At 65.0% G+C, this 22,278-nt stretch carries 16 protein-coding genes and 1 pseudogene; 12 read left to right on the forward strand and 5 right to left on the reverse strand.

Translation table 11 applies throughout. The features are described from left to right. Positions 1–495: 495 nt before the first annotated feature. The 4 genes and pseudogenes from EP7_RS21155 to EP7_RS21170 form a co-directional block, all read left to right on the forward strand. Positions 496–876, forward strand: a pseudogene (locus EP7_RS21155) (helix-turn-helix domain-containing protein); the annotation flags it as partial. Between the two features lie 95 nt (positions 877–971). Further along, on the forward strand, positions 972–1,622 hold the full coding sequence (locus EP7_RS21160) for an IS630 family transposase (RefSeq protein ID WP_463528420.1): 651 nt from the start codon (positions 972–974) through the stop codon (positions 1,620–1,622). Positions 1,623–1,984: 362 nt separating this feature from the next. Next, positions 1,985–3,520 (forward strand): c-type cytochrome domain-containing protein, encoded by a 1,536-nt coding sequence (locus EP7_RS21165; RefSeq protein ID WP_463524133.1) that lies wholly within the window; start codon positions 1,985–1,987, stop codon positions 3,518–3,520. Between the two features lie 12 nt (positions 3,521–3,532). Then, positions 3,533–3,868 carry a cupin domain-containing protein gene (locus tag EP7_RS21170; RefSeq protein WP_463524134.1) on the forward strand — a complete coding sequence of 112 codons (336 nt, stop codon included), beginning with the start codon at positions 3,533–3,535 and terminating at the stop codon, positions 3,866–3,868. 8 nt (positions 3,869–3,876) lie between these two features. On the opposite strand, the gene ggt is transcribed toward EP7_RS21170, so the two are convergent. Further along, the gene (gene ggt / locus EP7_RS21175; RefSeq protein ID WP_463524135.1) at positions 3,877–5,625 is read right to left on the reverse strand and encodes a gamma-glutamyltransferase; all 1,749 of its coding nucleotides are present in this window, start codon (positions 5,623–5,625) and stop codon (positions 3,877–3,879) included. 224 nt (positions 5,626–5,849) lie between these two features. Here ggt and EP7_RS21180 point away from each other — a divergent pair, with 224 nt between their 5' ends. Next, positions 5,850–7,133 (forward strand): peptidylprolyl isomerase, encoded by a 1,284-nt coding sequence (locus EP7_RS21180; protein WP_463528449.1) that lies wholly within the window; start codon positions 5,850–5,852, stop codon positions 7,131–7,133. Positions 7,134–7,414: 281 nt separating this feature from the next. Further along, on the forward strand, positions 7,415–8,647 hold the full coding sequence (locus tag EP7_RS21185) for an aminotransferase class I/II-fold pyridoxal phosphate-dependent enzyme (protein WP_463524136.1): 1,233 nt from the start codon (positions 7,415–7,417) through the stop codon (positions 8,645–8,647). 9 nt (positions 8,648–8,656) lie between these two features. On the opposite strand, the gene EP7_RS21190 is transcribed toward EP7_RS21185, so the two are convergent. The 4 genes from EP7_RS21190 to EP7_RS21205 all read right to left on the reverse strand — a co-directional run bounded on the left by EP7_RS21190 (position 8,657) and on the right by EP7_RS21205 (position 11,946). Next, positions 8,657–9,772, reverse strand: a complete 1,116-nt coding sequence (locus EP7_RS21190; RefSeq protein ID WP_463524137.1) for a PIN/TRAM domain-containing protein — start codon at positions 9,770–9,772, stop codon at positions 8,657–8,659. Positions 9,773–9,862: 90 nt separating this feature from the next. Next, positions 9,863–10,354 carry an HIT family protein gene (locus tag EP7_RS21195; protein WP_463524138.1) on the reverse strand — a complete coding sequence of 164 codons (492 nt, stop codon included), beginning with the start codon at positions 10,352–10,354 and terminating at the stop codon, positions 9,863–9,865. Positions 10,355–10,491: 137 nt separating this feature from the next. Next, positions 10,492–11,220 carry a S26 family signal peptidase gene (locus EP7_RS21200; RefSeq protein WP_463524139.1) on the reverse strand — a complete coding sequence of 243 codons (729 nt, stop codon included), beginning with the start codon at positions 11,218–11,220 and terminating at the stop codon, positions 10,492–10,494. A 54-nt stretch (positions 11,221–11,274) separates the two neighbouring features. Further along, positions 11,275–11,946 (reverse strand): RraA family protein, encoded by a 672-nt coding sequence (locus EP7_RS21205; protein WP_463524140.1) that lies wholly within the window; start codon positions 11,944–11,946, stop codon positions 11,275–11,277. Between the two features lie 471 nt (positions 11,947–12,417). Between EP7_RS21205 and fusA the strand changes: the two genes are divergently transcribed. From fusA to ppdK, 6 genes are all read left to right on the forward strand, one after another. Beyond that, positions 12,418–14,502: an elongation factor G gene (gene fusA, locus EP7_RS21210; RefSeq protein WP_463524141.1), complete on the forward strand. Its 2,085-nt coding sequence runs from the start codon at positions 12,418–12,420 to the stop codon at positions 14,500–14,502. 56 nt (positions 14,503–14,558) lie between these two features. Further along, a complete protein-coding gene (locus tag EP7_RS21215) occupies positions 14,559–14,855 on the forward strand; it encodes a PIN domain-containing protein (RefSeq protein WP_463524142.1) in 297 nt (98 codons plus the stop codon). A gap of 177 nt (positions 14,856–15,032) precedes the next feature. Continuing rightward, the gene (locus EP7_RS21220) at positions 15,033–15,329 is read left to right on the forward strand and encodes a type II toxin-antitoxin system Phd/YefM family antitoxin (RefSeq protein ID WP_463524143.1); all 297 of its coding nucleotides are present in this window, start codon (positions 15,033–15,035) and stop codon (positions 15,327–15,329) included. 441 nt (positions 15,330–15,770) lie between these two features. Continuing rightward, entirely contained in the window at positions 15,771–17,372 is a 1,602-nt protein-coding gene (locus EP7_RS21225) for a DUF1254 domain-containing protein (RefSeq protein WP_463528450.1), read from the forward strand. 509 nt (positions 17,373–17,881) lie between these two features. Continuing rightward, positions 17,882–19,033 carry a hypothetical protein gene (locus EP7_RS21230; RefSeq protein WP_463524144.1) on the forward strand — a complete coding sequence of 384 codons (1,152 nt, stop codon included), beginning with the start codon at positions 17,882–17,884 and terminating at the stop codon, positions 19,031–19,033. Between the two features lie 305 nt (positions 19,034–19,338). Continuing rightward, positions 19,339–22,014, forward strand: a complete 2,676-nt coding sequence (gene ppdK, locus EP7_RS21235) for a pyruvate, phosphate dikinase (RefSeq protein ID WP_463524145.1) — start codon at positions 19,339–19,341, stop codon at positions 22,012–22,014. Positions 22,015–22,278 lie beyond the last annotated feature (264 nt).

Consider the following 22,278-nt stretch of genomic DNA (forward strand, 5'->3'; position numbering starts at 1 on the left):
TTCCTCTGGAGGTCGCCCCCCGGGGAGAGGGCCTGGTCCCCTCACGCCGCCGCGGAGCAAGTCCTGCGATCGCGCCAACCAAGCGTCAACGGGTCCCAACCTCGAGGTTTCGACCGTCGCCTGCCAGTGGATGGCTGAATCCTTGAAGCCACAGCCGACCCCCATCTTTGAGTTCGACGGTCGTTCGTCTTGCCAGCGAGGCAGAGGACTGGCCCCGGACCTTCGTCTGGCTGAAGGAGCCCTCGTCAGCCGTTGACAATAAAATTTGCGAAATCGAAAGATCGTAGGGAGAGACCGGCTTAAAAATCGGACTATCTTAAGGTGGCGTCTTGTCACTGCCCATCGTCCGCAACGCCCAGCAGTGAACACGGATCGACCTCGAGGGGCGACCAATAATCACAGATCCTAAGTGGTTCATCCGGCAGGTGATTTGCAGGTGGATGGAGGTATCTCCCAGGAGACCTCGCCATGGCCGCCCGCGTCCTTCTCCGCCCGATGACGTCCGAGGAGCAGCAGGCCATCGCCGAGTTGCTCCACTCGCGCACCGCCCCGGTCCGCCTGGTCGAGCGAGCCCGCATCGTCCAGGAGGCCGCCTACGGCCGATCGGCCCCCACCATCGCTGCGGCCCTCGGCTGCTCGCGGCCGACCGTCTATGCTTGGATCCGTCGCTTCAGCGAGCTGGGCATGGCCGGCCTCCAGGAGCGGCCCCGCGCCGGCCGACCGCCGACCTATACCGTCGACCAGCGGGCCGAGGTCCTGGCCGTCGCGCTGACCGCCCCCCAGGACCTGGGCCTGCCCTTCGGCTGCTGGACGCTCGACCGCCTGGAGGCCTACCTCAACGAGCAGAAGGACATCGCCATCAAGCGGAGTCGGATCGACGAGATCCTCGCGGAGGAGGGCCTCCGCTGGCGCAAGCAGGAGACGTGGTTCGGCGAGCGGGTGGACCCCGAATTCGCCGAAAAAAGGGGGCCATCGAGCGACTCTACCGCGAGCCTCCGGCGGATTCGGCGGTCGTCTGCCTCGACGAAATGGGGCCGGAGAGCGCCAAAAGCTTCCCGGGACAGAACCCCCTGCGAACCAAGCCCGAGACGACGGCCGAGGGCAGCCGCCAGCCCGCCGGCCGCGCTCGGCAGGAGGCCGACTACGGCCGCCGCGGCAAGGGTTACGTCTTCGGCGCCTTCCGACCCGCCACTGGCGAAGCCTTCACCCGCCCCTACGACAGCCGCTCGACCCGCAACTGGGTCGAGTTCCTCGGCCAGGTCGAGGCGTGGGTCCCGGCGGACGCCGAACGGGTCTACGCCATCCTCGACAACCTGAGCGCCCACCGCGCCACCGACGTGCTGCTGTTCAGCCTGGCCCATCCCCGCTGGGAGTTCGTCTTCCAGCCAGTCTCCGCGGCGTACCTGAACCTGATCGAGCCGTGGTGGAAGGTGCTGAGAAGCCTGGCGTTGAAGGGCCGCCGGTTCGAGACTTGGGAGGAGATCTGCCAGGCGGTCGAACGAGCGACAGCGTACTGGAACGCGCATCGTCACCCCTTCGTCTGGGGCCGTCGTCGTCGCCATCAACCACGCCGAACGCCGGGAATCGCCGCCGTACCGGGTGTCAGGACACTTGCCGGATGAGCCACTAAGTCCTTTACGACAAGAGACTTGACTCCTTCGAATGAGGCCAAGCCGTGCCAATTCAAGAGACCTGGTCCGCGTTCGGCGGCCGGTGAATTCACGAAGACGAAACGAACCCGAGCGTTTATTTAAATCAACATCTGGATCGCAGTCCCGAGAAAACCAAACGAACCCGAGCGTTGATTTCAATCAACACAGCCAACATCGTGGTCCAGCGCCGAGATGACGAAACGAACCCGAGCCTGGCATCCGGCCCGACCTCGGTGACCACCCGCCTCAACCCAGGCGCCTTGCGACCCGGCACTCGCCCGTGAACAATCTAAGATCCGTCCTCGCCCGCTAAATCTGCCGAGGCCTCACCGATGACCCGAACGCCCCGGAAATCCCTGGTCCTCATTGTGGTCGCCCTGCTCGCGGCCTGTGAGGCCAGGTCCTCCTGCGCTCTTGCCCAGGTGCCCGACCTGGGAGGCGAGATGTCGGACGATTCCGGCATGCCGGCCAAGCGAGGAGGTGCCCGCAAGAAGGGACGGGTGAGGAGGGTGCCGCTCAAGGCCGGGGCCGAACCTAAGGCCCAGCCCAAAGAAGTCGAAAAGGAGATGGAGAAGGCCGCCGAGCCGGCTGAGACCAAGGCCGAGGCCGCTCCCGCCGATGCGGCCCTCGTCTTCTCGCGTGACATCGCGCCCGTGCTGGTCGCCAATTGCGCCCGCTGCCACAACGACAAGCAGAAGCGCGGTGGGTTCGACCAGACGTCGTTCGCGGGCCTGATGAAGGGGGGCAAGACCGGCCCCGCCATCGTTGCAGGCAAGCCCGAGGAGAGTCGGCTGTTGCAGATGATCTCCGGAGAGGAGACCCCCAAGATGCCGCCGGGCCAGACGAACCTGGCGCCCGAGACCATCGAGCGGATCGCCAAATGGGTGAAGGCCGGGGCGATCCTCGACGCCGGCAAGAACCCGACCGCCCCGCTGGCCTCCTACGCCGCCAAGCCCGAGGACATCCGCAAGTCGCAGCTCTCCAAGCTCAGTCCCTCGGAGCGTGACACAAGGCTCGCCGAGCTGGCCAACGAGCGCTGGAAGAAGGCGAGCCCGTCGGGCCCCAAGCCCGAGATGGTGTCGGTCGACCGCCTCCACTTCCTCCTCTTCGGCGAGGTCCCCAAGGATCGCGCCATCGCGTCGCTCAAGGTTATCGAAGGGCAATACATCAAGCTCCGGAACCTCCTCTCGACCCGCGGCAAGCCCACGCCAAACTTCGACGAGAAGGTCAGTATCTACGCCTTCAAAGACCGGGCCACCTATGTCGAGTTCGTCCGCAGCGTCGAGAACCGCGAGGTCGAGCAGGGAACTCAGGCCCACGCCAAGCTCGCCGTAGACGGCCCCTATATCGCCTGCATCGCCCCCCAGGCGGGCGGGGCCGAGGCCCCGGCGACGCAGGCCAAGAAGCCCGGCCGGTCCAGGCGCGACGAGGGGGGCGGAGCCGAACGGACCCTCAATGGGCTGGTAGCTGAAGAGCTTGCCATCGCCGCGATCAACCAGGCCGGCAAGCCACCCCGCTGGGTGAGCCTCGGCCTGGCCGCCCAGCTCGCCTCGCAGCTCGAGCCCCGCGCCACCTATTACAGGGCGATCCGCGGGGTCGCCTTCGAACAGGTCCGGCTCGGCTGGATCGCCAAGTCCACCGAGGCCCTGGGTGACGACGCCGACTCCGACAAGGCTCGCGCCGTCGGCTTCGCCATCTTCGAGTTCCTGGGCAACAACTTCAGCCAGGCTTACCCCGCGTTCATCCTGGGGATGCTCGAAGGGGGGAACAAGTTCGACGAAGTCGTCGCCGCCTGCCTCGACGCCAATCGTCAGCAGTTCCTCACGACCGCCGGCGAATGGGTTGGCCAGGCCTATGCCCAAAACTGAACGGACCCATTCATGAGCGACGAAAACTACTTCATCGAGCGGGGAAGCGGATCACGCCACCCCCTCTTCCCCGGCGTGGTGGCCCTCACCACGACGGGCCAGGGGATGACCCTCTCGGTCGTCAATTTCGAGGCCGGCTCCGTCGTCCCCGAGCACGCCCACCCGCACGAGCAGATGGGCGTCATGTTGAGCGGGAGCCTGACCTTCCACGTCGGCGGCAAGACCAGGGTCCTCGGCCCCGGGGACCAGTGGCGGATCCCCGGCGGAGTCGCCCACCGGGTCGAGGCCACCCACGGCCCGGCCGTCGCCCTCGACGCCTTTCACCCCGTCCGCGACGACTATCGCTGACGCCCCGGTCAATCCCCCGACGCCTTCGAGATCTGCCGCCTCGGGTCGGGTATTCCGTGGATCAGGCCGGTCGCCGGGTCGACGATGATCGTGTGGGCATCCCCCTGGATCCCGCCAACCTGGAGCTTGTGGCCCCTGGATCGAAGATCGGCGAGAGTCTCTTCGGGCCAGGAGTTCCCCTCCAGCCTGAGGACGTCGGGAAACCACTGATGATGCGTCCGAGGGGCATGCACCGAGTCCCTCGGCGAACGTCCGAATTCGAGGACATTCAGCAGTACCCAGAGCGTCGTATTCGGGATCGTCCTGCCCCCCGGAGAGCCGGTCACCACCCGCACCTTGCCGTCTTTCAGCACCAGGGTCGGCGTCATCGAGCTGATCATCCGCTTGCCCGGCTGGATCAGGTTGGGCTTGGTGCCGATCCGCCCCGCGACGTCGGTGCGGCCCGGGATCAGGTTGAAGTCGCCCATCTCGTTGTTCAGCAGGAACCCCGCGCCGGCGACGACCGCCTTCGACCCGTATCCCTCCTCCAACGTATAAGTCAACGCAACGGCATTGCCCTGCCCGTCGATCGTAGAGAGGTGGGTCGTGTGCTGCCCCTCGACCCCCTCGATCGGGAAATTGGCCAGCGAGGCGCTCGGAGTGGCCCGCTCGCCGATCGTGGCGGCGAGCTCGTCGGCATACCGATCGGAGATCAGCTTCCGGACCGGGACGTCGACAAACGCAGGGTCGGCAATCTCCGTCGCCCTGCTGAAAAAGGCCCTTCGCATCGCCTCGGCAACCCTGTGCAGCGTCCTGGGCGACGTCGGGCCGTCGGCCCTCAGGTCGTACCGCCCCAGGATCGCCAGGGCTTGCAGCGTGACGATCCCGCCCGAAGATGGCGGGGCCATGCCGTAGACTTCATGCCCACGATACGTCCTGTGCAGCGGCTCGACGGACCTGGCCTCGTAACGAACCAGGTCTTCCGACGTGATCAAGCCATCATTCTTGCCCATGTAGTCGACGATCAGGTCAGCGGTCCGCCCCTTGTAGAAGCCGTCGGCCCCGTCACGGGCAATCCGGTCGAGGGTCTCGGCCAGGTCGCCCTGGATCAGCCTATCTCCGCCCGCCCACTGCGTGCCGTCGGGCTTGCGGAACGCGGCCACCGACGAGGGGAAGTCGGCCAGGCGATCGGCCTCCGGTCCCAGGTCCTCGGGCACACCCGATCGATCGGTGGCCAGAAACAGCTGGCCGTTGAGCGACCGAGCCAGCGTAGGGGTGATGACAAACCCTTCACTCGCCAGCCTCGCCGGCCCGCTCAGGAGGTCCGCCCAGGGAAGCTTCCCGAGCTTCGAGTGCGCCAGGGCAAGCCCCTTCACGGTGCCCGGGACCGCCGCGGCGCGGGCGCCCGCTCGATAGTGCGAGAGGAGCCTGTCTTTCGAGTCCAGGTACATGCGGTCGGTGGCCGCGGCCGGGGCCATCTCGCGGAAGTCGAACGTCAGGACCCGCTTCGAGGCCGAGTCGTAGGCGACCAGGAACCCGCCCCCCCCGAGATTCCCCGCGGCCGGGTGCGTGACCGCCAGGGCGAACGCGGTGGCGATGGCCGCGTCGACGGCGTTGCCTCCCCGGCGCAGGACGTCCCGCCCCACATCGGCCGCGTCGCCCTGCTGGCACACGACCACATGCTTGCGGAAGACCCCGTCCTCGACTTGCTCGGCACAGATCGCGGCCCGGGTGGGGACCAGCACCAAGGCCAGGACAGCAATCACTCTGAGCCGCATTCGTGGGGACCTCCGTCGTATCTCGTGTCTCGCCCGCCTCGACCTAACCCGTCGATGTTATCGCATATGACGGCCGAATTCCCGCGGTGCCGGGAGAAATCGCCGCATCTCCCTTTGATGTTGACCGAATCCGGGTCAATCTCTAAAGTCCCGCCCATTCCATCCCGGAACTTGAATCGATTTCGGGATTCGTGGGGACCACGCCCGGCAGGAGGCTCAGCGTGATGTTCGCGACGGCGCAAACTCGACATTTCCGGCGGATGGCCGCCCTCTCCCTGGCCCTGACCTCTGCGGTCGGCACCAGCCATGGCCAGGTCGCGCCCAAGGCGCAAGCCCAGGCCCAGGCCGATGCCTCCAAGGTAAGGGTCGGCGTCAAGGCGATCCCGGTCAACCCGGGCGACGCCATCGCCACGATCAACGGTGAGCCGATCACCCGCCAGCAGCTCGCCGACGAGGCCGTCGCCCGCAAGGGTACCGAGATCCTCGAGACGATGATCGCCCGCAAGCTCATCGACCAGGCGATCAAGGCCCACAAGCTCGACGTCACCGCCGACGAGATCAACCAGGAGATCGAGAACACCGCCCAGCGCATGGCCGGCGTCACTCGCGAAGCCTGGCTCAGGTCGCTTGAGAAAGAACGCGGCATCAGCCCGGTGATGTACGCCCGCGACGTCATCTACCCGGCCCTGGCCCTGCGCAAGCTGGCCACGCCGCGCGTGCAGGTCACCGAGAAGGAAATCGACTCCGCCTTCGACGCCTCCTACGGCGCCAAGGTCCGGTGCCGGATCATCATGGTGACCAAGCTGCGTGAGGCCCAGGAGATCTGGGAGCAGCTCAAGAAGAACCCGGCCGGCTTCGAGAAGATCGCGCAGGAGAGGTCGACCGACTCGGCCACCCGCTCGCTGGGCGGACTGCTCGCCGAGCCGATCTCGCGCCACGCCTATCCCCTGGGCGTCTCGACGGCCGTCTACCGTCAGCTCTACGACGGCGACCCCGAGGACAAGGACCCGGCCCACAAGCCGAAGGACGGCGACTTCACCGGCCCGGTGCAGGTCGAGGAAAGCTCCTGGGTCATCCTCCAGCGCGTCAGCGTCATCGACGCCCAGCCGCAGGTCAGGACCAACCCGGCCATCCGCGCCCAGCTCAAAGACGTCGTCTTCGAGGCGAAGCTCAAGGACGCCATGTCCAACGTCTTCATGGAGGTGATGGACGCCGCCGCCATCGAGAACCAGCTCACCGGCTCGACCAAGCTCGCCCACGAAGGCAAGCACGCCGAGTCGCGAGTCGACGGCGACGTCAAGCTGATGTCCAACCCCCCAGCGGCGGCCAACTCCGCCCCCAAGGGGACCGCACCGGGCACCCCCGGTCGTGCCACCGGCAAGATGGCCTCGCCCGTCGGCCTCTCGGAAGCGGACCAGAAGCGGTTCGCCGTCCCGAACAAGCCCAAGGCCACCGGCACCATCCCGGTTCCCGTCCCGGCCGCAGCTTCGGCCCCGGCCAAGCCCTGATCCGAGTCTGGGACAAGCCAACCATCCAACGGCAAGAGGCCGGCCGGGGTCACACCCCGGCCGGCCTCTGTTATATTGAAAGACGAGCGACGAAGTCCGGTTGGGTTGCGACGAAATGGTGAAAGCTTGGCTCGGCGACGTGCTGTCTCTTGGTACCCACTGAATCGGAAGACCGCCTGTCCTGCCATGAACCTTTCCGCGGACGCTCCCCACTGATTCCAAGGCCAGACCCGCGACGGCAGACCGCCCCAGAACGACGCGACGCACAGGACGACTCGACGATGCTCGACCATACGACCCATCCCGACCACGTGCCCGACTATGACATCGACGTGGCGCCCAGGGTCCGGGCCCTGCCCCCCTACCTGTTCGGCAAGATCAACGAGCTCAAATCGAGCAAGCGGCGAGCCGGTGTCGACGTCATCGACCTGGGCATGGGCAACCCGACCGACCCGCCCGAGTCGTGGGTCATCGACAAGCTCTGCGAGGCCGCCAGGGACACCCGCAACCACCGCTACAGCGTGGCCTCAGGCGTGTTGAACCTCCGCCGCGAGGTGGCCGCCCGCTACGACCGCCGCTTCGGAGTCTCGATCGACCCCGACCAGGAGGTCGTGACCACGATCGGCTCGAAGGAAGGCTTCAGCCACATGTGCCTGGCCCTGCTGGGGCCGGGAGACACCGCGCTGGTGCCCGCGCCCAGCTTCCCGGTGCACGTCCATGCCATTGCCCTGGCCTCGGCCAACGCCATCGCGCTGGACGCCCGAGACCCGGCCGCCTTCCTTTCTAGCGTCGACAAGGTCTGCGAGAGCCTGTCACCCAAGCCCAAGATCGTCGTCATCAACTACCCCCACAACCCGACCGGGGCCGTCGTCGAGACCGACTTCTTCAAGGACCTGGTGGCGCTCGCCCGCAAGCATCGGTTCCACGTCATCAGCGACTTCGCCTATGGCGACATCGGCTTCGACGGCTACCAGCCCCCCAGCTTCCTCTCGGTCCCCGGGGCCAAGGAAGTTGGCTGCGAGTTCACGACGATGTCCAAGGGCTACAACATGGCCGGCTGGCGCGTCGGCTTCGCCGTGGGCAACCCGGCCATGCTCCGGGCCCTGAAGGCGATCAAGGGCTACTACGACTACGGGCTGTTCCAGGCCGTGCAGATCGCCGCGATCGTGGCGCTGCGGCATGGCGAGGAAGCCAGGCTCGCCCAGGTGGCCGAGTACCAGATGCGCCGCGATGTGCTGGTCGACGGCGTCCGGCGAATGGGCTGGGAGGTCGAGACGCCTCGCGCCGGCATGTTCGCCTGGGCGAAGATTCCCGAGCCCTGGGCCCAGATGGGCTCGATCGACTTCGCCATGAAGCTTCTGGACGAGGCCGAGGTCGCCGTCAGCCCCGGCCGTGGCTTCGGCGAAGTGGGCGAAGGCTACCTTCGGCTCGCCCTGGTCGAGAACGAGCAGCGACTCAGGCAGGCCGTCCGCCAGATAAGCCGCTGCCTGAAGGGCGACCGCACGCCCGTCTGACCAAGGGTCTCAGGCCGGGGTCGGCCGACGCGGGCCTTCCCCGGTCTCGGTCACTTCGCGGGCGGTCGTCGCGTCATTCTGGACGGCGTGATTGCCCGACCCGCGAGGTCCGGGGCCTTCCACTCGGCCGAAGATCATCCGGCCGGCGCTGGTCTGGAGCACGCTCGTCACCGTCAGGCGGACCATCTCGCCCAGGTGATTGATCCCCTGCTCGGTGACGACCATCGTGCCGTCGTCCAGATAGCCGACCCCCTGCCCCGGCTCCTCGCCGCGTTTGATCAGCTTGACGGTGAGGTATTCGCCCGGCAGCACGATCGGCTTCATCGCGTTGGCCAGGTCATTCAGGTTGATGACCTCGACGCCTTGCAGCCGCGCGATCTTGTTCAGGTTGTAGTCGTTGGTGACAACCTTGCCATTGAGGTGCTTGGCCAGCACGACGAGCCGCTGGTCGACTTCGCGGATGCCGGCAAGCTCGGGGATCTCGGCGTCGTGGATCTTCACCTCGATGCCGGGCATCTTCTGGAGCCGGTTGAGGATATCCAGGCCCCGCCTCCCTCGGTTTCGCCGGAGCTTGTCGGAGCTGTCGGCGATCCCCTGAAGCTCCTGGAGCACGAACCTGGGGACGAGCATCGGCTGGTCGATGATCTTGGCCTCGGCGACGTCGGCGATCCGGCCGTCGATGACCACGGACGTGTCGAGGATCAACGGGCGCGAGCCCTTGACCTCCTTGGAGAACTCCATGTACGGGATGATGAACCGGAAGTCGTCCTTGGTCTGGAGGATCGTGCTGACGCAGAGGTAGCAGATCACGATGGCCAGCAGCCCGCCGATGACCTTGCGGACCTCTTCGCCGTGGAAAAAGAGGTTGAGCGTCGGCTCCAGGGCGCTCGCGGTCAGGTCGCTGAGGATCAGGCCGACGATCAGGCCGAAGTAGACCGCGGAGATGGTCTGGATCTTCTTGCGCGGGGTGAGGATGTCGACCACGATCAGGGCGACGGCACCGAGCAGCAACGAGAAGAAGACCGTCAGGCTGGAGACGCTGAGGCCGGTCGGGAAGCCGGCCAGTCGGGTTGCGAGCCCCGCGACGACCAGCACGAACGAGGCCCGGACGATATTAATAAGCATGTCGTTATACCTGACAGGCGGCAGAAGTCCGCGTCGTCGGAAAGGTTCGAGTGGGGGCCGCGGTGCGGGCCGTTGAACTCTCGGCCCGCGTCACAGCTCGCCCGCGAGGCGGTCGTAGAACTCGTGAAGACTCTCGATCAAGACCTTGGTCTCGCCCAGCACCGGCATGAAGTTCGTGTCGCCATCCCAGCGAGGGACGAGATGCCAGTGCATATGACCCGGAAGCCCCGCGCCGGCGGCGCTGCCGAGGTTCAGGCCGACATTGTAACCTTGAGGTCGGAGCATCACGTCTAAAATTGTGATCAATCGGCTGATCGTCGACAGGGGTCCGTTCAGCTCCTCCCCCTCGAAATCCTGGAGATTCGCCCGGTGCTTCAAGGGGACCACCAGCAGGTGGCCATTGTTGTACGGGTAGCGATTCAGGAAGACGGCCGAGTGGGGGAACCGCCAGACGAGGAGGTTATCGCGATCGTGATCCCCGGCCAGGGCCTCGCAGATGAAGCAAGACACTCCACCGGCCGCGACAGGCGGGCTAGCCTTTTGAACATACCCCGCGCGCCAGGGTGCCCAGAGTCGTTCCATGGAATCATCCGACCTCGTACGAGTCCCAGTCGGACCTTGCGACGCGGTCGCACCCACGCCCATTGGTCTCGATCTTATCACGCAACCGACGGAAAGTCGCTGTCCCTCGGGCCGAAGTCGCCGCCGAAACCCACCCCTCATCGAAGGAGTCGCATCTCGCCGAGCGGGTACGACTGGGCCCATGCCTTCCCGATGACCATATCCGATTCGATCAGGATCGAGTCGCCAAACCTCTTCCCCGGGTGAGAGAATTCGAAGCAGATCAGCAAGAGGTTTTCGGGAACCCGAAAACGCCCCCTGCCCGAGAGCCTCGCCGAGGTCGGCCCCGGAAGACCATCGACCGCAAACCGCCCCGGGGACCATGCCACTTCCTGCCCCTTGCCGGCGATGACTCTGGCCATATTAAAGCGTTGGGGCGATTTCGACTCAATCCAGACGACCTCCCCCGCCTCGGGCGAACGACCGAGGTAGGCCCGACGATTCACCAGAAAGATGGCCGACCGGTCCCCCTGTTCGAGGGCCGGCCAGGCCAGGGTGGCGCCCGCCAGCAAGACCGGCCCGTAGATCATCGCGATCACGAAGCTCGCCAGCGAGAATCGGAGCCAACGCGAGTTGAACCCGAGGAACGGGCGACGGGAGATCGCGGCGACCGCCAACCTGACGTGGGCCGCGAATGCGTAGACGATCGAGATCCAGGCGAGGTAGCGACCCCAGCTCATCAGCGCAATGCAGACGGCAACGGCCGCCGAAGCCCCGAGAAGCAACGATCGAGCCCGATCAACCTCGGGCATGGCGTGCGGCCCCGGGGGTTTGGGCCCGGGGATCTTGCACGAGGAGGGCGCACCGGACGAGACGGCACGCATCATGGCTGAAACTCCCGAGTCGGCCTGGTTCCACGAGGTCTGGATGCCGTTTACGCGTCACAGAATCCCGTGTTCTTTGAAGACGTCGGCCAGGCTCCGCCCCTCGGCGAGTTCCCGTCGCGTTGTGTCCTCGCCGTCGACCTTCGACCAAGCCCATCCGAGGATCTCACGCTCGCGGGCGCGAGGCACCACGACAACCCCGTCTCCGTCTCCCACGATCAGGTCGCCGGGCGCGATCGCGACGCCGTCGATCTTGATCGGGACGTCGGCGTCGACCACGATGCCCCGGCCTCGGGAATCCAGGGGCCGACGACCGGTGCAATAGACCGGAAGCTTCATTTCCTTGATCCGCGAGGCGTCCCGGATCAGGCCGTCGAGGACCACGCCTCGACCACCGCGGGCGACGGTCGCCGTCGACAGAAGCTCTCCCCAGGGAACGATTTCCGTCGACCGACCGGCCGCCATCACCAGCACCTCGCCGGTCTTCAACGAGTCGAGCGCCGCGATCTCGCGGTCATACGGCCGTTCCGGGATGTGGAACATCGGGGCCCAGACGACCGTCTTGGCGCGCCCGACCAGGACGAGCGACTCGTCCAGCGGCCGGATGTCCGGCAATAACGACTGAAACCTCAGGCCGGCCGCGTCGCAGGCGTCGCTCACGACCGCGGTGTAAAGGTGGGCGGCGATCCAGTTGAACATCGCCGTCTCGTCGGCGAACTCGGGCAACACGTTTTCGATCGGACACCCCCTGCCACCAGGGCTCGTACTCAGTCGCTCGCGCGACCAGGAGTCGCCCCGGGACGACGACCTTGACCTGTGTGAGAACTAGGCGCTAATCCGCCCATGGTTGTGCCCATGGCCGAGAAAATTCTACTCCAGCCCCGTTCCGGTGGCAGGAAAATCAGGGATGAGTGCGCCGAATGACGTCCGGTCAAACCGTTCGTCATTGACGAAAATCTTGCAGGCGATAGGATATTTACCACGACCGATGAAGTTCCACGGGCCGGCCGCGCGCCGCGCCTCCCCGCCCGCCCGCCGCGAGGCCCTGGTCGAGTTCTCGCGGCGCGACCCGCGTTCGATCGCTTTTCACCCGTCTGTCCCGCCCGTCGTATCGGACGGGACATCTCCAGCCCCATGCCCGAGCGCGTGTTAGACCCCGGGACGAGGGCACTCGCCCCTATCGAGAAATTCCCATCGCTCATGGAAAATCTGCGAAACGTTCGGAACATCGGGATCTCAGCGCACATCGACTCGGGCAAGACCACGCTGACCGAGCGCGTCCTGTACTACACGGGGCGCATCCACGTCATCAATGAGGTCAAGGGCAAGGGCGACGGCGCCGTCATGGACCACATGGAGCTGGAGAAAGAGCGCGGCATCACGATCACGTCGGCCGCGACGACCGTCCAGTGGGATGACAAGAAGATCAACATCATCGACACACCCGGCCACGTCGACTTCACCGTCGAGGTCGAGCGGTCGCTCCGCGTCCTCGACGGGGCCGTCCTCGTCCTCTGCGCCGTGGCCGGCGTGCAGTCGCAGTCGATCACCGTCGACCGCCAGATGAAACGGTACCGCATCCCCCGGCTCGCGTTCATCAACAAGATGGACCGCACCGGCGCGAACCCGGCGAAGGTCATCGAGCAGCTCGAGAGCAAGCTCGGCCTCACCGCCGTGCCCATCCAGCTCCCCATCGGCGGCGAGATCAACTTCCAAGGCTGCATCGACCTGATCACCCGCCAGGCCGTCTACTTCGACGGCGAGAAGGGCGACGACGTCCGCCACGAGCCGATCCCGGCCGAGCTGGTCGACGAGGCCGAACGCGCCCGCCAGGGTATGCTCGAGGCCCTCTCGCTCGTCTCCGACGAGATCATGGGCCTGCTGCTCGACGAGAAGGACGTCCCCCTCGACCTCATCCACTCGACCATCCGCGAGGCGACCGTCGCCCAGACCATCTGCCCGGTCCTGGTCGGCTCGGCCTACAAGAACAAGGGCGTCCAGCTCCTCTTGAACGCCGTCAACGCCTACCTGCCCAGCCCCCTCGACCGCGAGATCCACGCCAAGGATATCGACGACGGGATGGCCGAGATCGGGCTGAGCCCCGACGAGAGCAAGCCGCTCGTCGCCATGGCGTTCAAGCTCGTCGAGGAGCAGTTCGGCCAGATCACCTACGTCCGGGTCTACCAGGGGACGCTCAACAAGGGCCAGTTCTACTTCAACAGCCGCCAGCGCAAGAAGCAGCGGATCAGCCGCATCCTTCGCGTCCATTCCAACAAGATGGAAGACATCGACGCCGCCTCCGCCGGCGACATCGTCGCCGTCATGGGCATCGAGTGCGCCACCGGCGACACGTATTGCGAGGAGGGGACGAACATCTCCCTGGAGAGCATCTTCGCCGCCGAGCCGGTCATCGACCTCTCGATCGTCGCCGCCAAGAAGGGGGACAGCGACAAGCTGTCCAAGGCCCTCAACCGCTTCATGCGCGAGGACCCGACCTTCCGCGTGCACAACGACCCGGAGACCTCCGAGACCATCATCTCGGGCATGGGCGAGCTGCACCTGGAGATCTACGTCGAGCGCATCCGCCGCGAGTACAAGGTCGACTGCGTCGTCGGCATGCCCAAGGTCAGCTACCGCGAGGCGCCGACCAAGGAAGTCTCGTTCGACTACAAGCACCGCAAGCAGACCGGCGGCTCGGGCCAGTACGCCCACATCAAGGGCGTGCTGACCCCGCTCGAAGCCGGCTCCCCCGAAGTCTTCATCTTCGAGAACGATGTCTCCGGCGGACGCATCCCGACCGAGTACATCCCCTCGGTCGAAAAGGGCTTCCGCCAGTCCCTGGTCAAGGGCCCCGTCGCCGGCTACGAGGTCATCGGCACCAAGATGGTGCTCCAGGACGGCTCGTACCACGACGTTGACTCGTCCACCATGGCCTTCGAGATCTGCGCCCGCGACTGCTTCCGCGAGACCTTCCGCAAGTCGGAGCCGGTCCTCCTCGAGCCGATCATGAAGGTCGAGGTCGAGTGCCCCACCGAGTTCCAGGGGCCCGTCACCGGCCAGGTCTCTTCCAAGCGTGGCGTGATCCTCGGCACCGAGAATCGCGGCAGCTTCGTGGTCATCGAAGGCGAAGTGCCCCTCTCCGAGATGTTCGGCTACTCCAACGACCTCCGCAGCATGACCCAGGGCAAGGGGGGCTTTACCATGGAGTTCCTCAAGTACCAGAAGATGCCCGCCCGCCTGCAGGAAGACGTCGTCAAGAAGTCCCTGGCCGAGGTCAAGTCCTGACCCACGCCCGCCTCTCTCTCCTGAACTGATCCACAACGGCCCGGCCCCATCCAACGATGGGGCCGGGCCGTTTCCAATCCGTCGTCCCCAGCAGGAAGAAACACCCCTCCTCCTGGCTCGCCGGACTCGAAGCCCAGTTCGAGGAACACATCCGGGGCCTCGACCTCGAGACCGGCCGAATTTGGGGCGAATTGACGGCCCGAGCCCAGAAGAAGGGCGTCGTCATCCCCGCCGCCGATGGGCTGCTCGCCGCGACCGCACTCCGCCACGGCCTGCACGTCATGACCCGCAACGCGATGCACTTCGAGGCGAGCGGGGCCCTCATCCTGGATCCTCGGCAGGGTCACGATTAGCCCCAGATCAAGGGAATGATTCGACAGGACTCGAGATTGCGTGGGCGCATGATATGGATGGCGTGATGTCCTGTCATCGGACCGAGGGGAGGGGGTTCTTCACGAACCGGCTGGGCTTAGGGCCGGAGCCGTGCTAGCATCAAATTAAGTGCAAATTCGATGCAAGGAGTCAGGCCCGTGCTCGACCTTACCAACGACATCGATTCCCTCTCGCAGTTCAAGCGACACACGCCCGAGTTTATCAAGCGGCTCAAGGCCGAGGGACGCCCGGTCGTGCTCACCGTTAACGGCAAGGCCGAGGTCGTCGTGCAGGACGCCGCCTCCTACCAGAAGCTCGTCGAAACCGCCGAACGGGTCGAGCGGATGGATGCCCTGAAGGCTTCGTTCGAAGACATGAAGGCGGGCCGCGTCTCTCCGGCCGAGGAGATGCTCGCCGAGATGCGTCAGATCCTCGAAACGAAGAAGCCACGATGACTTATCGGGTCGTCGTCACGGCACGGGCAAGAGCGGATGCCCTGGAGGCGTTCGGCTGACTCGCCGAGCGGTCCCCCGATGCGGCCGAACGCTGGTATCTCGCCTTGCAAGAAGCCATCGCCGAGCTGGCGACCATGCCCGAGCGGCATCCGGTGGCCGAAGAGGAATCGGAGTGGCTCAGCCTCACGCTCAGGCAGATGCTCTATGGAAAACGTCGAGGAGTCTACTGCCTCCGTTTCTCCGTACAGGACGACGTCGTCACACTTCATTATGTCCATCACGCTTCACGGGGGCCCATTGAACGATGAGTATCAGCACCAAGACGCGTCGTTAGCCTTAGATAAAGGGAATTATCTCCGGTAAAGAATTTGATTTCACGGTTTAGAGGAGGAAGGTATGGCCCCATATCAGGAGTGCCCGGAGGGTGATACAACGGCTGTCATGAAGCACGCTTATCTCCAGAACTCTTTCTCCAAGGTCGAAACCACCGTGAAACGAATTGCCGTGTCAGTGCTGGCTGTCGGGACCTTGCTCGGCACGCTGACGGGCCCAGGCCGACTCGCCCTTGCACAGGACGGGACCAGCTCGCGGGCCACGCCCGGCTTCAACACCGAGATTCCCGGGCAAATCCTCACGCCAGATACGTTGGAGACCCGCATCGGAACGCTGAAGTTCTTCGATGGGCTTCCGACGAAAGAGACCGTCCAGAAAGTCTACGACAACCTCGATTTCATGCGTGGAGTCGATGTGTTCCTGAACTTTATCCCGGCCACGTCGATGGAAGCGATTCGTCGCGGCCTGGCGGATGTCGGCGTCGCCAGGGCGAACCAGGCCATCCTTTTCGACGGGTTGATGGACTCGAATTCGCTCTTCCTCACGGGCAATACAGACACCGTCTACTGCTTCGCATTCACCGACCTGGAGAAGGATGGCCCGACGGTCGTCGAGATTCCGCCGGGGTGCGGGCCGGGCACGGTGAACGATGCCTTCTTTCGCTTCGTGACCGACATGGGCATTCCCGGCCCCGACCGTGGCAAGGGCGGCAAGTACCTGCTGGTCCCCGAGTCCTACAAAGGTGTGGTGCCCGAGGGATACATCGTGGCGAAAACATCCACTCACGTGAATGCGGTCATCCTTCGCGGCTTTCTCGTGGACGGAAAGACCGACGCGGCCAGCAAGATGTTCAAGGATGGTCTGAAGATTTATCCACTCTCCAAGGCCGGAAACCCACCGCCTATGGACTTCGTCAGCGGTTCGCACAAGGCCTTCAACACCGTCGACGCCAACACTTTCGCGTTCTACGAGGAGTTGAACGCAGTCATTCAGAAGGAACCGATTGATTTCCTCGACCCGGAACTGCGTGGCCAGGCGGCGAGCATAGGCATCATCAAGGGCAAGCCGTTCGCCCCGGACGAGCGGATGAAGAAGCTCCTGACCGAGTCCGTCGCCGTCGGCAACGCGACCGCCCGTGCCATCGGCTTCCGCAATCGCGACCCCCGCGTGTTGCTCTACGATAACAGCCAATGGAAGACGGGGTTCATCGGCGGAGATTACCGCTGGCTCGACGGCGACGGCGTTGCCGGCCGAGACCTCGACGCCCGGACGTACTTCTTCTACCTCGCGACTGTGAACACGCCCGCGATGGCCGCCAAGATGGTCGGGCGGGGTGCCCAGTACGCCTTCATCAACACCGACAAGGACGCAAGCTACCTTGACGGCGGGAAGGACTACCGGCTGCACATGCCCGCCAAAGTCCCGGCTAAGGACTTCTGGTCGGTTGTTGTCTATGACCCGCAGACCCGCTCGGAACTCCAGACCGGCCAGCCGTTCCCGAGCAAAAACAACAAGCGGGACGAACTCCTGGTCAACGCGGATGGCTCAGTGGACCTCTACTTCGGTCCGAAGGCACCACAAGGCAAAGAAAAGAACTGGACGCAAACCGTTGCCGGCAAGGGCTGGTTCGCGTTGCTGCGTCTCTATGGCCCGCTGGAGCCGTGGTTCGACAAGACGTGGCGGCCCGGAGATATCGAGTTGGTGAAGTGAGCTAGCGAGCTAGCCTCCCTCGCCGATAGCAGCTTTCCCAGCGGTTTCCGGCGAGGGAGACATAAAGGCATTATCGGCTGGTTGCCTTTCCAGAGGGCCGAAACCCACATCCGGCAGCGGTTATTGGCACTTTGATTCCGGAATGCGAGATGGGGAAGGCATTCGGGACGTTTCAGGCCATGTTGCCCGGTCGAGTGGAAACATCCCGAAATCGACCGGGTCCTGTTGGCGAATTCGGCCGGGTGGTCGGTGGTCGCTGTCGTTCAAGGTCGCCTCTTTCCAAGACTCAGGCCTATGCGGCACCGTCAGAAATTCGCCGACGGAAGCGTGCAGTCACAAGTCCCGCTCCGAGAAACTTTGGGAGATTTCCAAGAAAGTAGGGAGGGCACGGCCGTTTTTTCAGATTGTTCTTGATAGGGGCCTCGATGGCGCGACGTCGCGCACGAGGAGCCAACGCCATGCCGGCGACATCTTGAACCGACCGACTTTGAGAGGCGCAACGACGCACCATGGATACTCCCACAACCAGCCAGAAGCGGATTGACGCCAACCGCCGCAATGCGATGCGCAGCACCGGGCCCCGGACGGTCGAGGGGAAGGAGAAGTCTCGGCGGAATAGCCTGGTTCATGGGCTTTCGGGGGCGGGGGTCGTGCTGCCTCGGGACCAGGAGCAGGCGGCCAGGGAGCGGGCCGAGCAGTGGAATTCGTCGCTGCGGCCGATGAATGCGTTCGAGATGAGCCTGGTCGAGACGATCGGCGTCGAATCGCTGCGCATCGAGCGTTGCCGTGTTGAAGAGCGGCTCGCTCGCGACAATCGAAGCCGTCGCGCCGTCAGTTGCTGGGGCGATGAGCGGAAGGCCGAGACGGCCAGGATTGCTCGTGGTCTGGAACGCCGGCCGGCGGAGGTTGCGGCCAGGCTCAGCATCAACGCACCAGGCTGTGACTGGATGATCGACCGCTGGCGGGCTCTGGGCCATGCCCTGGATAAGAATGGGACGTGGACCGATGAACAAGTGACGCTCGCGCTGGACCTGCTCGGCATTGACCACACGCTGCGAGACCTGCACACGCCGCTCGATCCCGCCGATGAATCCAGCATTCTCGACCATCGCCAGGAGCTGATCGACGACCAGCTTGAACGGCTGCTCGACCGCAAGGATTCGAGCCTCGATGACATCGAGGAGGACGAGCGCCAGGCGGCGATCCTGGGATTCTCGACCGGCGACGACCGCGTCCTGGTCCTGCTGCGCCGCTACGAAACCGCCAGCTTCCGGCGCATGAAGTGGGCCCTCGACCTGATGCACAAGGGGCGATCCCGGCCCAACAATCCCGTCCCCGACCCCAAGTGGGATGATGACGCTCCCGCCTCGCGGAGCCCGTACACGACCGGTGAGGAGGTCGAGCGGAACCGGCTCGCCAAAGAAAAGTTCGATGCCGAGCGAAGCCAGCCCGCCAACGCATCGGCCCACGCCAGGCCGATCTCGACCCATCCGCGACTGGTGACCTTGTTACGGAACGAACCCAACGCGACGATCATGAAGCCAGTCCATGCCACCCCCAAATCACGCAACGAGGCCCGCCAGATCGCCAATCACAACGCCCGTCTCCTTCGCGATCTCCCCAAAGCACGGCGCCCCACAAACACGTCCCTCGCCGCCTGATCCGTGAGGTTGAATTTTGGGTGCCATGCGCTCGACGCAGCATGAGCTTGGGAACTGTTGACCCCGCGACGCGTGCTCCGGCCCTGCCGGGAGTTCGTCCTCGCTCCATTCTCGTCGGCGCTTACCCCTTGACCGAAGTCGTTCCAGCCCCCTGCCGGGGCCCACGGCCCGCTCGCGTCCTTGACGGTTTAGGGGCAGATCGCTAGTCTCGGCGGTATTCAGCGCATCCCGACGAAAGTCGAGGAGGCCCTTAGCCTCCAGGCTTGTTGGCCCCCGACGGATCTATTTTGGAGCGAGCACGACAGATGGCGGACCAGCCCAAGCACGTGTATTCCTTCGGCGGCGGTAAGGCCGAAGGTAAGGCTGACATGAAGACCCTGCTCGGCGGCAAGGGGGCCAACCTCGCCGAGATGAACGTCATCGGCATCCCGGTCCCTCCCGGCTTCACCATCACCACCGAGGTCTGCGCGGCGTACTACGAGAACGGCAAGAAGCTGCCCGACTCGGCCGTCCCCCAGATCAAGGCCGCCATCGCCCACATGGAGCAGCTCTTCGGGGCCAAGCTCGGCGACCCTTCCAACCCCCTGCTCGTCAGCGTCCGCTCGGGTGCGGCCCTGTCGATGCCGGGCATGATGAATACCATCCTCAACCTCGGCCTCTCCGACGTCTCCGTCGAAGGGCTCGCCAAGAAGACGGGCAACGTCCGCTTCGCCTACGACGGCTATCGCCGCCTCATCGACATGTTCGGCTCGACCGCCATGGGCGTCGATCACGAGCACTTCGAACATGAGCTGAGCGCCCTGAAGGCCGAGAAGGGCGTCAAGCTCGACACCGACCTCTCCGGCGACGACCTCAAAGAGCTGGTCAAGCGGTACAAGGCCGTCTACAAGACGCACGTGAAGGCCGACTTCCCGCAAGATCCCATCGAGCAGCTCATGGCGTCCATCAACGCCGTGTTCAATAGCTGGATGGGCAAGAAGGCGATCGAATATCGCCGGATCGAGCGGATCAACGGCCTCAAAGGGACGGCCGTCAACGTCCAGGCCATGGTCTTCGGCAACATGGGCGAAGGCTCCGGCACCGGAGTCGCCTTCACCCGCGACCCGAACACCGGCGAAGACGTTTTCTACGGCGACTACCTCATCAACGCCCAGGGCGAAGACGTGGTCGCGGGCATCCGCACCCCGGAGCCGATCTCGCGGCTCCAGGACGACATGCCCAAGGTGTATGACGAGCTGATGGCCATCCGCCAGAAGCTCGAAAAGCACTACAAGGAAATGCAGGACATCGAGTTCACGGTGCAGGACGGCACCCTGTACATGCTCCAGACCCGGACCGGCAAGCGCACCGGGTCGTCGGCCGTCCGCATCGCCGTCGAGATGGCCAAGGCCGGCCTGATCGACCAGAAGACCGCCGTCCTGCGGGTCAATCCCGACAGCCTGAACCACGTCCTGCTGCCCCAGCTCGACCCCAAGGCCAAGGTCGAGATCGTCGCCCGAGGGATCGCCGCAAGCCCTGGTGCTGCATCGGGTAAGGTCGTCCTGTCGGCCGACGATGCCGTCGCCTTCGCCGAGGCCAACCCCGGCGTGCCGATCATGCTGGTCCGCAAGGAGACCAGCCCCGAGGACGTCGCCGGCATGAATCTGGCGAAGGGCATTCTCACCGCGACCGGCGGCAAGGCGAGCCACGCCGCCGTCGTCGCCCGCGGCTGGGGCAAGCCCTGTATCGTCGGCTGCGAGGCCATCGCGATCGACGAGAAGAACGGCCAGATCACCATCGGCGACAAGGTGGTTAAGGCCGGCGACTTCCTGACCATCAACGGGACCACCGGCGACGTCATGCTCGGCAAGGTGCCGACGGTCGCCCCCGAGATGACCGGCGACTTCGCGACCATCATGGAGTGGGCCGACCTCCACAAGACCATGAAGGTGCGGACCAACGCGGACACGCCGCAGGACGCCCTGAAGGCTCGCGAGTTCGGCGCCGAGGGCATCGGCCTCTGCCGGACCGAGCACATGTTCTTCGAAGGCCAGCGCATCGTCGACATGCGCAAGATGATCCTGGCCGACGACGAGGCCGGCCGCAAGCTGGCCCTCGACGCCCTGGAACCCTACCAGCGCGAGGACTTCGTCGGCATCTTCGAGGCGATGGGCGGCTACCCCGTCACCATCCGCCTGCTCGACCCGCCCCTGCACGAGTTCCTCCCCCACGAGGAAGCCGGCCAGGCCGAAGTCGCCAAGCAGCTGAACATCCCGCTCGAGAAGGTCAAGCGGCGCGTGGAGCAGCTCCACGAGTCGAACCCGATGCTCGGCCTCCGCGGCTGCCGCCTGGCGATCAAGTTCCCCGAGATCGGCGACATGCAGATCCGGGCCATCATCGACGCGGCCATCGAGGTCAAGAAGAAGGGTATCGACGTCCTTCCCGAGATCATGATCCCGCTGGTCGGCAGCGTCGAGGAGCTGACGTTCCTCAAGAAGCGGGCCATCGAGATCGCCGACGCCCTCATCAAGAAGTCGGGCGTGAAGGTGGAATACCTGATCGGCACGATGATCGAGGTGCCCCGCGCCGCCCTGACGGCCGACGCCATCGCCGAGGAGGCCGAGTTCTTCTCCTTCGGCACCAATGACCTCACCCAGATGACGTACGGCTTCAGCCGCGACGACATAACCTCGTTCATGTCGAACTACATCGACAACAAGATCTTGCCCATCGACCCGTTCCAGTCGCTCGACGTCTCGGGCGTTGGCCAGCTGGTCGAGATGGGCGTGCAGAAGGGCCGGGCTTCACGTAAAGCCAAGACAGGTCAGCACTTGAAGGTCGGTATCTGTGGCGAGCACGGGGGCGATCCCGACAGCGTCGCGTTCTGCCACAAGGTGGGCATGGATTACGTCTCCTGCTCCCCGTATCGCGTCCCCATCGCTCGGCTGGCCGCGGCCCAGGCCGCCCTGTCCGACGGCAAGACGGCCGCCCGCGACAAGTGATCGATCTCTTCTGACGACAAGCAATTCACACGAGCCGCCGATCTCAACGATCGGCGGCTCGCTGTCGTTGCGAGATCTCGCCTTTGGTCGCCGTCAAGCACCTCGTAACTTCCCGACCCCGAATGGACGGAAACCACCGTCGGGACGGGGGTTGATTGCCGCCGCACTTGCCATGTGATAGCCTGAATGGTGGTCGCCCGACGCCGCGCCTTTCTACGGACGAAGGCCTCGCGTGACCTGCCCGACTCGTGGTCGTCTTCGCGG

The sequence above is a fragment of the Isosphaeraceae bacterium EP7 genome, from assembly GCA_038400315.1.
In the GTDB taxonomy this organism is placed as follows: domain Bacteria; phylum Planctomycetota; class Planctomycetia; order Isosphaerales; family Isosphaeraceae; genus EP7.